Raw genomic sequence first — 12,611 nt, forward strand, 5'->3', positions numbered from 1 at the left:
ATTAAAAGAATACAACTATGAAAGCATTACTACTTTTGGGATTAGTCGCCAGCGCAGGCGCCTCCGCGCAGCAAGCCACAGATACCGATAGCGCGTTTCCGCTTTGTCCTGACGAAGAGCAACGTTGCTTTGCCTCACACTGGTCGCTCAGCGCCGGGCTGGGGCTGGCCGATTCAGACTATGCAGCCAGTGATGTCGAGCAGGCGGCTGCGAAGGCCGGTTACGCAGTCTACGATATCGAAGTGGATACGCGCCGCCTCGGCTACCGGCTGGCGCTGGCCACACCGCTTAGCGAGCGCTGGCAGCTGGAGTTGGGGTATACAGACTTGGGCGAGGTCAGCACCGCCTTTAGTGCCGATACCACCACCCCGGCAGAGTTTTTTGCGCAGGCCAATGCTATCCATCCATCTTCAGTAAGCGGGGCGCACTTAAGCGTCGCCTACCGAGTGTGGCAGCATCACAGTGGTGAAATCCAACTGCATGGCGGGCTGTTTGCCTGGCAGGCTGACTATGCTTCACACGATGTATTCGAAAACAGCTCGGTGGATGCGTCTCAAAATGAAGATGGCGTAGATGGCATCTTCGGGGCACGCTATGTGTATCACTTCAGCTCGCGCTGGCAGGTGGGCATTGATGCCGAACGCTATTATTTTGCCGACGACCATGGCGATTTGTTTTCTTTGAACATTCGTTATGTGATGGGGCGGGAGGAGCACGCGCAAAAACTAAACTAAAGTTGACTGGTGAAAAGTTAGTGACGATTTACACTTTCTACTGCGGTATGCAGGAGGGTAAATCGTATGAATTCGAATTGCGAATACGGAAATACTATCCAAGGTGGAAGTGTAATCGATGCGCTGTCATCGTTTTGCCAGGAACGGATGCTAGAAATTAAGGAATTTACCAGTAATCAATTTGAAGGGTCAGTATTTGCTACTTTAAAATGTGGATCTGTATTGATATGCCATACTACTGAACTAGGACATATACTGATAGAGCATGTAGAGGAACGCACCCGGTATCGTTATCGCTTATGCTGGAATGCTTTTCAATGGCATATCCAAGCCTTTGACTAATCAAATTTAAAGGGAAAGCTAGTAGCTTTCCCTTCTTTTTTGTTCCAAATCTGCTTATTCGTCGGTGCCCAGATACTCTTTTACCTGCTCGCGCCATTCCGGCTTATCAATAATTTTCAGCAAACCAGTATTAAACTGCTCACGCAGCGGGCTGTTTTCCGGCAGACCGATGGCATAATCCTGGCGGTCGATTTCATCCGGTAATACCGTGATCTCATCGGCAAAGCCATTATTAATGCGATACTGCAAGATAGGTTTGTCGTACACCAGTGCATCGGTTTCGCCATTTTGCATTTTGGTCAGGCCAGCCTGTACAGTGTCTACAGTTTTATAGCTGATATCGCGGCTATCCAAAAACGCAGCACTGGCTGAGCCGGCCAGGGTGGTAACCCGTACATCCGGTAAATCACTGACGCCCTGTACCTTGGTTTCCAGCTGGCTGACGGTGAGGCTGGTGGCAATGGCGGCGGTAAAGCTACTGATAAGGATAATCGCAGCAAACATCCAGATAAAGCCTACAATGCGTCCGGCCAACGTGCGTGGCGATTTATCACCATAGCCTACGGTAGTCATGGTGACCGCTGCCCACCAAAAGCCTGAGCCGATGCCCTGAGCATTACTACCGCCAAATTCTTCCTTGTTACCATGACGTTCAGCCAGCCAGATGACCAAGCCCACAGCCAGCAGCAATAAGCATAAGCCGCCTAAGGCAACCAGAAACTTCCAGGAAAAAAAACCGGACACAGCCGACATCAGGCGGCTTTCATCTTTGGGTACGGCGATAGCCAGGCCGGTGGTGTAAAAAGGATGGGTAAAATCGATGCTGGCTTCACGCTCAGCGGTGACGGTCATTGCTGCGATGGAGGCATCGTAGCGGCCCTCGGCCAGGCCATCCACCAGGCCGGCCAAATCGGTTTCTTCAAACCTGTAGGCAAGATTTTGTTGCTCGGCCATGCGCTCGAACAGCCGAATGCTGATCCCTTCAAATTCGCCCTGGTCATTTTTCATTACAAACGGCGGCGCCTGTTTGGTGGCAATTACCAGCTCCTCAGTTTGAGCCAGCGCTGCGCCGGGCCACCACGTGACCAGCAAAGCGGCCACCATCAATAGTTGTTTCATAATCGTCCTGTTTTTTTTTATTACCTGATGTATAAGGTTATTCTTGGTTAGATTCTATTCAGATCGCTTCTGCCAGCAATCCGCTTAGAGGCTTTGCCTGTCAGCGTGGGTTTACTGACCAGTTAGTTACTAAAACAGCAGGCGAATACATCTGCCTGGCGAGTTGCTGCGTAAACCAGTGGCAAGCCAGGCGCTTTAGCTGCCTGATATGTTAAAATAGAATTTTTTACGACCTGGAAGAAAACTATGCAAGATTACCCCATCGGCACCCCGGGCCAGGCCTGGAACGATGAGCACAAAGCGCAGTGGAAAGAACAGCAGCAAATCAAACGTAGCTATGCTGAAGAAGTATTAAGCCAGATCCCTGAACAGATGGACGGCTTCAACATCGTACAATACGGCGCTCTGCCGTATGATGAAGCGCGTTATCCGCTGTATGCACTGGTCAGCGAGCCGATGCTGCAGACCAAACCCACGGTGCTGGTCACCGGTGGTGTACACGGCTATGAAACCAGTGGGGTACAGGGTGCACTGCGGTTTATTAAGCACGATGTGGCGCGTTACACCAGCCGCTTTAATTTTGTCATCGTGCCGTGCATCAGCCCCTGGGGCTATGAAACCATCAATCGCTGGAACCCGATGGCGATGGATCCCAACCGGTCTTTTTATGCTGACAGCCCAGCGCCGGAATCGGCTCAGATCATGGCATTTTTGGATTCGCTGGATACTGAGTTTCTAATGCACATCGACTTGCATGAAACCACTGATACTGATAACAGTGAATTTCGCCCGGCGCTGGCGGCGCGTAACGGCACCACCAACATCAACTGGAACATCCCGGACGGCTTTTATACCGTGGCCAACACCCAGGCGCCGCAGCTGGATTTTCAAAAAGCCATCATTGAGTCGGTGCGCAAAGTCACTCATATTGCGCCAGCCGATGACGAAGGCCGCTTAATCGGCGAGCCGGTGCAAAGTGACGGGGTTATCTGTTACGACAAGAAAAAGCTGCACCTGTGCGGCGGCATGACCAATGCCTCGTTTGTATCGACCACAGAAGTCTACCCGGACAGCGACCAGGCGACGCCGGAGTTGTGTAACAAAGCCCAGGTGGCCGCCATTACCGGTGCGCTGGATTACTTGATGGCAGCAAATCTGTAATTATTTATTTTTTTTAAGCCTACTAAGCCCCTGCCAGCACAGGGGCTTTTTTGTGTCCCCCAACTAAACCGTGCGCATTAAGTGGCGCAGTGATTGCCTGTGACGTCGACTTTGGTAAAATCGCCGCCCTTGAGGCCTGGCAGTAAGTGGTAATCGATATGAAAGTGGTATTAGCCCCGATGGAAGGGGTGGTGGATCATCTGATGCGCGAAATGCTCACTCAGGTAGGCGGGTTTGATTTATGCGTGACCGAATTTATCCGCGTGGTGGACCAAAAATTACCGCCGAAATTGTTTTACCGGTTATGCCCGGAACTGCACAACGACGGTAAAACCGCCTCGGGCACCCCGGTCCGGGTGCAACTGTTGGGCCAGCACCCCGAGTGGCTGGCAGAAAATGCCCAAACTGCGGTGGAGCTAGGCTCGCCCGGCGTCGATCTGAATTTTGGCTGCCCGGCTAAGACCGTCAATAAAAGCCGGGGCGGCGCGGTGCTACTCAAACAAACCGAAGCCTTATATGAAATTGTCAGCGCGGTGCGCCAGGCGGTGCCAGCACATCTGCCAGTCACAGCAAAAATTCGCCTAGGGTTTGAAGACAAATCCAAAGCCATCGACAATGCGCTGGCCATCACTGAGGCCGGTGCCAGTGAGCTAACGGTGCATGCGCGCACTAAAACCGAAGGCTATAAGCCGCCAGCCTACTGGGACTGGATCGCCAAAATCCGTCGTCACACCGATATTCCGGTGATTGCCAATGGCGAAATCTGGAATGCCGAGGATGCCAGGCGCTGTCAGCAACAGTCAGCCTGCGCCAATATCATGCTGGGCCGCGGCGCGCTGGCCTTACCCAATCTGGCTTTGTGTATCAAGCAAGGCCAGGCGCCTATGTCTTGGCCACAACTGGCGGACTTACTGATCCAGTACTCGGGCTATGAAATCTACGGTGATAAAGGCCGCTATTATCCTAACCGTATCAAACAATGGTGTGGGTATCTTAAACGCCAGTACCCTCAAGCCGAGCAATTGTTTAACGATATCCGCCGCTTACAGAACTCTGATGAGATCGTGGCGGTACTGCGACGCCAGTCTTCGCACGAGTACGTCAGTTAGTCTCAAATAGCTGACTTTCCCTCTGGCCTAAAGTAGCGTTAATGTTGTATAGATGTGTGGGTGTTAACATCCACACAAAAATAACGATTCAAACAACATACAACAAGATGGAAACTCAATGGCACACATACGTTCCCGCCTGGCGCTAGCTATGGCGTTTTTGGTGCCCGCGCTTCTGACCGGATGTCAGACTACTGCGTCAGGCAACGACGCAGCGCAGGCCACTAAAGTCTCAATTGATACCGACCCGTACCCCAGCACCTACCAGCCTGTAGCCAGCCAGCCCACTGTGATCACTAACGTGACCATTTTGGACGGCGCTGGCAACAAGATTGACAACGGCATGGTGTATTTTGCTGAAGGCAAAATCCAGGCAGTGGGCGCTAACGTGGATTACCCGCAAAGCGCCCGCGTGATCGATGGCCAGGGCAAGTGGGTTACGCCCGGCATCATCGACAACCACAGCCACTTGGGTGTGTATCCGTCGCCCGGGATTGGTTCGCTATCCGATGGTAACGAGATGACTGCACCAGTGACTCCAGGTGTGTGGGCGGAACATTCGGTATGGCCGCAGGATGCCGGCTTTGCCCGCGCCCTGGCTGGCGGGGTAACCACGCTGCAAATTTTACCAGGCTCTGCCAACCTGTTTGGTGGCCGCTCGGTGGTGCTAAAAAATGTTCCCAACCGCACCATGCAGGATATGAAATTTCCTGACGCCCCGTATGGCATGAAGATGGCCTGTGGTGAAAACCCTAAGCGGGTGTATGGCGAAAAAGGTGGCCCCATGACCCGTATGGGTAATGTGCGTGGCTATCGTCAGGCCTGGTCGGATGCCCAGGATTACATGCGTAAGTGGGAAAAATATGAAGCAGATTTCGAAGCGGGCACCAACCCAACGGCACCCAAGCGCGACCTGGATTTAGAAACCATGGCCGGCGTGCTGAAGGGCGACATTCTGGTGCATATGCACTGCTACCGCGCCGATGAAATGGTCACTATGATGGACATGATGGAAGAATTTGATTATCAGATCAGTGCCTTCCACCATGCGGTGGAGTCTTACAAGATCGCCGACCGCTTAAAAGAACAAAATGTCTGCTCAGCCATGTGGGCCGACTGGTGGGGCTTTAAGATGGAAGCTTATGACGGCATCCGTGAAAATATCCCCATGGTAGACGCTGCCGGTGCCTGTGCCATTGTTCATTCAGACAGTGAAATCGGCATCCAGCGCTTAAACCAGGAAGCCGCCAAGGCCTGGTCTGATGGCCAGCGTGCGGGTATCGACATCTCTATGGCCGATGCCTGGTCGTGGTTGTCTGCCAACCCGGCCAAATCCCTAGGGATTTACGATAAAACCGGCTCGCTGGAAAGCGGTAAAAATGCCGATGTGGTGTTGTGGAGCGGCAACCCGTTTTCAACCTACACCAAAGCCGAGCAGGTGTATGTGGATGGCGGCCTGGTGTTTGACCTGAACCAGCCATCGGCGCAGCCTATCAGTGACTTTGAAGTGGGTCAGGCCGTTCAGGGAGAAGCACAATGAAAAAAATAGTCTTAGCAGCAGCGCTTGCCGCAGCCGGTATGTCAGCCTCTGCGCTGGCCGAAAATATCGCCATTACCGGCGCCAAAATTTACACCCAGACCGAGCAGGGTGTGATTGAGTCAGGCACGGTTCTGATCCGCGATGGCAACATCGAACAGATCAGCGCCGGTCAGCAAATTCCTGATGGCTACCGCCGCATTGATGCCAGTGGCAAAATTGTTACCCCGGGCCTGGTGGGCGCCATGACTTCACTGGGGCTGGTGGAAGTGTCATCCTGGGCCGGGGTGGTAGATTCGTCTGTAGAAAACAACAAGGTATCCAATAATGGCGCTGCCTTTGATGTGAGCTATGCGGTGAATCCGGATTCCACCGTCATTGATGTGTCGCGCATTGAGGGTGTGACCTCAGCGGCCACCACTATCTCTTACACTGACTATTTATTTCATGGGCAGGGCAGCGTGATTTCACTGGGTGAAAATGCCCCGGTTATAAAGCCGCGTGCCTTTTCGGTGCTGGATGTTAGTGGCGACGGCGCAGAGCGCTCTGGCGGCTCACGCGCCGCACTTTGGGTCACCCTGGAGCAGTTGTTCAACGAAGCTGGCAGTGTCAGTGAGATCCCAGCAGCCGGCAGTGTTTGGCAGGGCCTCAATACCCGGGCCGATTTGGACGCGCTACAACGCATCCTAAGCGGTGAGATGCCACTGGTGATGGAAGCTGATCGCAAAGCCGACATCCTGCAAATTCTGGCCTTTAAAGAACGCTATCCTGAGGCCAATATAATTCTGATGGATGCCGCCGAAGCCTGGCGGGTCGCCGATGAACTGGCCGAAGCCGGCATTCCGGTGATTTTAAACCCGGAAATGAACCTGCCGGACAGTTTTGAAGCCATTGGTGCTAGCATCGAAAATGCCGCGCGCCTGGCCAAGGCCGGCGTGAAAGTGGCGGTCGGTATGGAAACGCACAATATCCGCCTGGCCACACAACATGCCGGAAACGCGGTGGCCAATGGTCTGCCGTACGAGCAGGGCATTGCCAGTCTGACCAGCCATCCGGCCAGTATCCTGGGCGTATCCGACCGGGTCGGTTCACTGGCCCCGGGTAAGCAGGCTGATGTGGTGATTTGGAGTGGTGACCCGTTTGAGGTCACCGAATATGCCGAGCAGGTATTTATCAATGGGGAAGCCATTGATATGACCAGCCGCCAGACCTTACTGCGCGACCGCTACCAAAAGCTGTACCAGCAGGGCGATAATACGCCGTCTCACTACGTAAAACCGTAAAACAAAAAAGGGCTTGCCGAGGCAAGCCCTTTTTATTTACTGCAGCAATGGCCGCAATTTGGTGTCCATAAACTCGGCTATCATCGGCTGCGCCTGCTTATTGGGGTGAATGCCGTCGCGCTGCATCAGTGACTGGTCCAGCGCAATGGAATCTAAGAAAAACGGGATGAGCGGAATATCCTGTTTGTCCGCCACCTTATCAAATGCCGTCTCAAACAACTGCGTATAGCGCTGGCCATAATTAGGCGGGATCTGCATATCCTGTAAAAACACTGTGGCGCCGGCGTCCTGCGCCATATCCACCATTGCATGCAGGTTGGCTTTCATCTTATTGATAGGATGGCCCTGCAGGCCGTCATTGCCGCCCAGCTCAATCAACACATGGGTGGGCTGATGCTGTTCGAGCAGCTGTGGCAACCGGGCCCGCGCGCCATCGGTGGTTTCTCCGCTTATCGCAGCATTTATTACCTCAATCTTAAGCGACTCGTCTGCCCAGCGGTTTTGTAACAAACTGACCCAGCTCTCATTTTGTTGCAGACCATAGCCGGCACTTAAGCTGTCACCTAATACTAACAGGCGCGTCTGGCTGCTCTGCGCGTGTGACGAAGTTGCAGCAATTGATTGATCTGCAAGCAGGATTAAGGGTAAAAATAATACAATCAACAACGATTGCATAAAGCGACGATTGTGAACCTTCAACACGACAGCGGTGACTCCTCTATGATTAAAACCAGCCAGCTTACTAAAATTGTTAATACGAATGAGGGGGAGCTGGAGATTCTTAAACCCATTTCATTTGAAGTCAAGCAAGGCCAGACAGTTGCCATCGTGGGTGCGTCGGGTTCAGGCAAATCCACCTTGCTGGGCTTACTGGCAGGTCTGGATCAGGTCACCAGTGGTGAGATTTATCTGGATGGCGAGCCGCTGCATGCCATGGATGAAGAGGCCCGGGCGCAGTTACGAGGCGCTAAGGTTGGGTTTATCTTTCAAAGCTTTATGCTGGTTCAAAGCCTTACCGCGCTGGAAAATGTGATGTTGCCGGCGGAGATTGCCGGGCTCAAAGATGCCAAAAAACAAGCCCGCGCTATTTTAGAACAGGTGGGGCTGGGTCATCGCGCCAGCCATTATCCCAACCAGCTATCCGGTGGCGAACAGCAGCGGGTAGCCATTGCGCGGGCATTTATTGGCCGGCCCAAGATTTTGTTTGCCGATGAGCCCACCGGCAACCTGGATGCTGCCAACAGTGAAAAAATTGAAAAACTACTGTTTGCGTTAAACAAAGAACAGGGCACCACACTGGTGCTGGTGACCCACGATGAACATCTGGCCCAGCGCTGCGCCCGTCAGTTAACCATGCAGGGTGGCGCACTGACCGAACAGGCCGCCCCAGAGACTGCTCCGGTCACCACAGGAGCCGCCAATGGGTAACGCGACACAGCTAGCCTGGCGGCTGTTTAAACATGAGGCGCGGCGCGGTGAGTTAACTATAATTCTGGCGGCGATTGTGTTGTCAGTGGCAGCCGTGTTGTCATTATCTTTATTCAGCGAACGGCTACAGGGCGCACTGACCGAACGCTCGGCCAGCTTTTTAGCCGCCGACACCCAGCTGCGTTCACGTCAGCCCATCGACCCGGACTGGCTCAGCGCCGCGCAATCTGAATCGCTACAAACCGCCCGGCAGGTGGAAACCCGTTCCATGGTATTTGCCCAGGACAATATGGCACTGGCCGATTTACGCGCGGTTAATGAAAGCTATCCGTTGAAAGGCGAGATCACTGTGGCCGATGCCCCCTTTGGCCAGGAGCAAACCACCACTCAGGTACCAGAGACGGGTCAGGCCTGGATTGATTCGCGCCTGTTTCAGTTATTGTCCATCGAGGTGGGCGATAGCATCGATATTGGTGAAACCAGCTTTACCGTAAGCCGGGTGCTGTCAGAAATTCCCGATGCCGGCTTTAGCGTGTTTAATACCGACCCGCTGGTGCTGATCCGCATCGCCGATTTGCCGGCAGCCAATATCACCGGGCCAGGCAGCCGGGTGACCTACAAAGCCTATTTTAGTGGCGAAAGCGCAGCGTTAAAAACCTATTACGACTGGCTGCGCCCGCAACTCAACGATGAGCTGCACCGCTGGCAGTCGGTCGAGGACGATGAGTCGCCCATTGGCCGTTCGGTGGCCCGCGCCGGGCAGTACTTTTTGCTGGCCAGCCTGCTGGCCATCGTACTGGCAGCTGTCTCTATTGCGGTAGCCGCACAGCGTTATAGCCAGCGCCACTATGATCCGGTGGCCATCATGAAAACCTTAGGCGCCAGTAAGCGCATGATCCGCAAAGTGTATATTTTGCAGGTATTGTTTATTGCCTTGCTGGGTATTGTCATCGGCATTACTGCCGGGGTCGCCATTCAACAGGCGGTGGTCAGCGCCCTGGCCGACCGGGTGGAGGTCAGTTTGTCAGTCTGGCACTGGCGGCCGGTGTTAATCGCGGTGTTTACCGGCGTGATTTGTGCGGTGCTGTTTTCCATGTACCCATTATTGCGTCTGTTTTCAGTGCCGCCGCTGCGGGTACTGCGCCGCGATATGGACTCCGGGCTACGCTCGCGCACCTTGCAATTTGCGGTGTCGGGCCTGGCGGTATTTTTACTGATGTGGGCGTATAGCCAGAATATTCAGATCAGCGCCATCTTGTTTGCCTCCGGCGTGGTGCTGGTAGCAGCGCTTATTTGTGTGACCTATGGCCTGATCCGGGTGGGCCGTCAGCTGGGCAGTCGCAAGATGGGCGCCTGGCAACTGGCCTGGGCGCGTATTTCGCGCCGAGCCATGGACAACAGTGTTCAGCTCATCAGCTTTTCCATCACCATCATGCTGCTGCTGGTGGTACTGGTGATGCGCAATGACATGATTGCCCAGTGGCAGGCGCAGCTGCCGGCCGGAACCCCCAACTACTTCTTAATCAATATCACCGCCCAGGACCGGCCCCGCTTAGAAGAGCACTTTGCCGATAAACAAGTGGAAATTGACCGCTTCTATCCGGTGGTGCGTGGCCGCTTTATGGCGGTCAACGGCGATGAAGTAAATACCCGGGTGAGTAAAGAAGATAATCCCGAGGTTGAGGCTGAGGAAGAAGGCCGTGAGGGGTTAGGGCGTGAAGCCAACCTGACCTGGGGTGATGAGCTGCAAAAAGAAAATAAAATTGTCGCCGGCACCTGGCATGGTGAGTCTGACCGCAATGCGGGGGCACCGTTTGAAGTCTCGGTGGAAGAAGATGTGGCCGACCGGCTCGATATCGAGATGGGCGACACACTGACCTTTAATATTGGCTCACAAAAGGTGCAGGCCACGGTCACTAGTCTGCGCCAGGTCAATTGGCAAACCATGCAGCCAAACTTTTTCTTTGTGCTGTCGCCGTCTGCCATGACGGACTTTTCGCCCACCTACATCACCAGCTTTTACTTACCAACCGAACGTAAAGCGCAGCTTACGTCGCTGCTGCAACCCTTCCCGGCGGTAACCCTGTTTGATGTGGATGCACGAATCAACCAATTGCGTGGCATTGTGGATCAGGTCTCGCTGGCCGTGGAGTTTATCCTGATCCTGGTGTTGGTGGCCGGATCCCTGGTGCTTATCGCCCAGGTACAAGCCAGCATGGATGAGCGCCAGCAAGAACTGGCCATCTTGCGTACCCTAGGTGCCAAAGGTCGCCTTATCCGCTCCAGCGTGATCTTTGAGTTCATTATCATCGGTGTGGTGGCCGGATTTATGGCGGCGCTGGCCAACGAGTTTAGTTTGTACTTGTTGCAAACCCAGCTGTTCAGCATGGAGCCGTCATTGCACTTTAGCTACTGGGCCATCGCCCCGGTGACCGGTGCGGCCGTAGTGGGTGCGTTAGGTGCGGTGGGCTGCTGGCGGTTGCTCACATTAAACACCAGCGATTTGCTGCGTAAGATTATGTAAAAAATATTCCGGCGCAATGCGCCGGCGTTGCCAATGGCTCAGATTAAAACTCCTGGCGCAGCGCATCTTCTAACAGTGGGTAGGAAAATTCGTAACCGGCATCCTGTAATCTTTTAGGGATAACCTTCTGGCCGGTCAGCAGCAATTCAGCGGCTTCACCCATGGCCAGCTTTAAGGCAAAGCCCGGTACGGTAAACAGAGCAGGGCGGTGCAATACCTTGGCCAGGGTATGGGTAAATGTACGGTTAGTGACCGGATGCGGCGCGGTAAGATTATACGGGCCGCGGCACTTTTCGTGGATAAGTAAAAAGCGAATGCCTTCCACCATGTCTTCGATGTGGATCCATGACATAAACTGCTCGCCATTACCCATTTTTCCACCCAGCCCCAGTTTAAAGGGCAATACCATGCGATCCAGTGCACCCTCACCTTTAGCCAGTACGATGCCGGTGCGCAGCAAACACACCCGGGTTTGCTCGGACGCGGCCTGCTCGGCGATTGCTTCCCACCTGGCACACAGTTCATGGGTAAATTCTTCGTGCACCTGCGGATTGTCTTCTGTGACCGGGGTGTCGCCCTGGCGCCCGTAATACCCGATGGCTGAGCCGGAAATAAACACTGCCGGGGGCGAAACAGCTTGTTTGATGCGGGTGACCAGTTCCTCGGTGATATCCCAGCGGCTGTGACAAATGCGCTGTTTTTGCTTGTCTGTCCAGCGGCTATCGGCAATTGGCTCACCGGCCAGGTTAATCACCGCATCCAGGCTACTAAAGTCGCCCATGGCATCCAGTTTGGTGATAATACTGACATTGTCCGGCAAGATGCGGCGTGCGTTTTGCTGGTCGCGGGTGAGCACTGTGATGTCATGTTCATAGTGCAGTTTGGAGATCAAATGCCGGCCAATAAAGCCGGTACCGCCAGTTATCAGTATATTCACGCCAGATCCTTTTTTGTTAGGGTTTGTCACACGATAATGATAACGACACAGAATCAGCAAAGCGCAATGCGTGAGGTTTATCCACTTCAACCTGGGCAGATGTCACCCAATGATGCTCGGCGGCCACGGCCAGGATGTCGGCTGTCAGTTTTTCCAGTAGTGAGAAGCGGTTATCTTCTACCAGCCGGATAATGGCCTTGGTCACCGTTTTGTAATTTAATGCATCGTTCATATTGTCGGAGTCAGTTGCGCGTTCTGCATCGTAATGAATCATTACGTTGACCACCACATCTTGTTTATTTCTGACTTCTTCTTCATTTATGCCAATGTAGGTGCGGAGGCGTAAATTTTTAATTTTTATCGTAGCCTGATTCAAATTCATGAAATCACTCGTGTTATTGGGTTAGTCTGTACAATAATAGCGAATTTGCACCCAC

At 53.5% G+C, this 12,611-nt stretch carries 11 protein-coding genes; 7 read left to right on the forward strand and 4 right to left on the reverse strand.

The window, feature by feature from the left end:
* Window positions 1-17 precede the first annotated feature (17 nt).
* Window positions 18-734 (forward strand): outer membrane beta-barrel protein, encoded by a 717-nt coding sequence (locus ACTUJZ_RS00280; protein WP_463634268.1) that lies wholly within the window; start codon window positions 18-20, stop codon window positions 732-734.
* Window positions 735-1,130: 396 nt separating this feature from the next.
* On the opposite strand, the gene ACTUJZ_RS00285 is transcribed toward ACTUJZ_RS00280, so the two are convergent.
* Window positions 1,131-2,195: a transporter substrate-binding domain-containing protein gene (locus ACTUJZ_RS00285; protein ID WP_463634269.1), complete on the reverse strand. Its 1,065-nt coding sequence runs from the start codon at window positions 2,193-2,195 to the stop codon at window positions 1,131-1,133.
* Window positions 2,196-2,441: 246 nt separating this feature from the next.
* Here ACTUJZ_RS00285 and ACTUJZ_RS00290 point away from each other — a divergent pair, with 246 nt between their 5' ends.
* The 4 genes from ACTUJZ_RS00290 to ACTUJZ_RS00305 all read left to right on the forward strand — a co-directional run bounded on the left by ACTUJZ_RS00290 (window position 2,442) and on the right by ACTUJZ_RS00305 (window position 7,285).
* Entirely contained in the window at window positions 2,442-3,356 is a 915-nt protein-coding gene (locus ACTUJZ_RS00290) for a M14 family metallopeptidase (RefSeq protein WP_463634270.1), read from the forward strand.
* Between the two features lie 158 nt (window positions 3,357-3,514).
* Window positions 3,515-4,465: a tRNA dihydrouridine(16) synthase DusC gene (gene dusC, locus ACTUJZ_RS00295; RefSeq protein ID WP_463634271.1), complete on the forward strand. Its 951-nt coding sequence runs from the start codon at window positions 3,515-3,517 to the stop codon at window positions 4,463-4,465.
* A 118-nt stretch (window positions 4,466-4,583) separates the two neighbouring features.
* A complete protein-coding gene (locus tag ACTUJZ_RS00300) occupies window positions 4,584-6,005 on the forward strand; it encodes an amidohydrolase (protein ID WP_463634272.1) in 1,422 nt (473 codons plus the stop codon).
* Window positions 6,002-7,285 (forward strand): amidohydrolase family protein, encoded by a 1,284-nt coding sequence (locus ACTUJZ_RS00305; RefSeq protein WP_463634273.1) that lies wholly within the window; start codon window positions 6,002-6,004, stop codon window positions 7,283-7,285. Before ACTUJZ_RS00300 ends, ACTUJZ_RS00305 begins: the two co-directional genes overlap by 4 nt.
* Before the next feature lie 36 nt (window positions 7,286-7,321).
* On the opposite strand, the gene ACTUJZ_RS00310 is transcribed toward ACTUJZ_RS00305, so the two are convergent.
* Window positions 7,322-7,960 carry an arylesterase gene (locus ACTUJZ_RS00310; RefSeq protein ID WP_463635214.1) on the reverse strand — a complete coding sequence of 213 codons (639 nt, stop codon included), beginning with the start codon at window positions 7,958-7,960 and terminating at the stop codon, window positions 7,322-7,324.
* A 45-nt stretch (window positions 7,961-8,005) separates the two neighbouring features.
* On the opposite strand from ACTUJZ_RS00310, the gene ACTUJZ_RS00315 reads away from it, so the two are divergent.
* Both ACTUJZ_RS00315 and ACTUJZ_RS00320 read left to right on the forward strand, forming a co-directional pair.
* Window positions 8,006-8,713: an ABC transporter ATP-binding protein gene (locus ACTUJZ_RS00315; RefSeq protein WP_463634274.1), complete on the forward strand. Its 708-nt coding sequence runs from the start codon at window positions 8,006-8,008 to the stop codon at window positions 8,711-8,713.
* On the forward strand, window positions 8,706-11,237 hold the full coding sequence (locus ACTUJZ_RS00320) for an ABC transporter permease (protein ID WP_463634275.1): 2,532 nt from the start codon (window positions 8,706-8,708) through the stop codon (window positions 11,235-11,237). The genes ACTUJZ_RS00315 and ACTUJZ_RS00320 overlap by 8 nt, the downstream gene beginning before the upstream one ends.
* Window positions 11,238-11,280: 43 nt before the next feature.
* Here ACTUJZ_RS00320 and ACTUJZ_RS00325 read toward each other — a convergent pair whose 3' ends face one another.
* The gene (locus tag ACTUJZ_RS00325; protein WP_463634276.1) at window positions 11,281-12,174 is read right to left on the reverse strand and encodes a TIGR01777 family oxidoreductase; all 894 of its coding nucleotides are present in this window, start codon (window positions 12,172-12,174) and stop codon (window positions 11,281-11,283) included.
* A 16-nt stretch (window positions 12,175-12,190) separates the two neighbouring features.
* Entirely contained in the window at window positions 12,191-12,556 is a 366-nt protein-coding gene (folX, locus tag ACTUJZ_RS00330; protein ID WP_463634277.1) for a dihydroneopterin triphosphate 2'-epimerase, read from the reverse strand.
* Window positions 12,557-12,611 lie beyond the last annotated feature (55 nt).

Source organism: Alteromonas sp. WD8-37 (assembly GCF_055326825.1).

What these genes read in the sequence shown, in the direction of transcription:
- ACTUJZ_RS00305 (WP_463634273.1), top strand. Translation starts at nt 6,002, where the DNA reads ATGAAAAAAATAGTCTTAGCAGCAGCGCTTGCCGCAGCCGGTATGTCA.
- ACTUJZ_RS00320 (WP_463634275.1), top strand. Translation starts at nt 8,706, where the DNA reads ATGGGTAACGCGACACAGCTAGCCTGGCGGCTGTTTAAACATGAGGCG.
- dusC (WP_463634271.1), top strand. Translation starts at nt 3,515, where the DNA reads ATGAAAGTGGTATTAGCCCCGATGGAAGGGGTGGTGGATCATCTGATG.
- ACTUJZ_RS00300 (WP_463634272.1), top strand. Translation starts at nt 4,584, where the DNA reads ATGGCACACATACGTTCCCGCCTGGCGCTAGCTATGGCGTTTTTGGTG.
- ACTUJZ_RS00285 (WP_463634269.1), bottom strand. Translation starts at nt 2,195, where the DNA reads ATGAAACAACTATTGATGGTGGCCGCTTTGCTGGTCACGTGGTGGCCC.
- ACTUJZ_RS00315 (WP_463634274.1), top strand. Translation starts at nt 8,006, where the DNA reads ATGATTAAAACCAGCCAGCTTACTAAAATTGTTAATACGAATGAGGGG.
- folX (WP_463634277.1), bottom strand. Translation starts at nt 12,556, where the DNA reads ATGAATTTGAATCAGGCTACGATAAAAATTAAAAATTTACGCCTCCGC.
- ACTUJZ_RS00310 (WP_463635214.1), bottom strand. Translation starts at nt 7,960, where the DNA reads ATGCAATCGTTGTTGATTGTATTATTTTTACCCTTAATCCTGCTTGCA.
- ACTUJZ_RS00290 (WP_463634270.1), top strand. Translation starts at nt 2,442, where the DNA reads ATGCAAGATTACCCCATCGGCACCCCGGGCCAGGCCTGGAACGATGAG.
- ACTUJZ_RS00280 (WP_463634268.1), top strand. Translation starts at nt 18, where the DNA reads ATGAAAGCATTACTACTTTTGGGATTAGTCGCCAGCGCAGGCGCCTCC.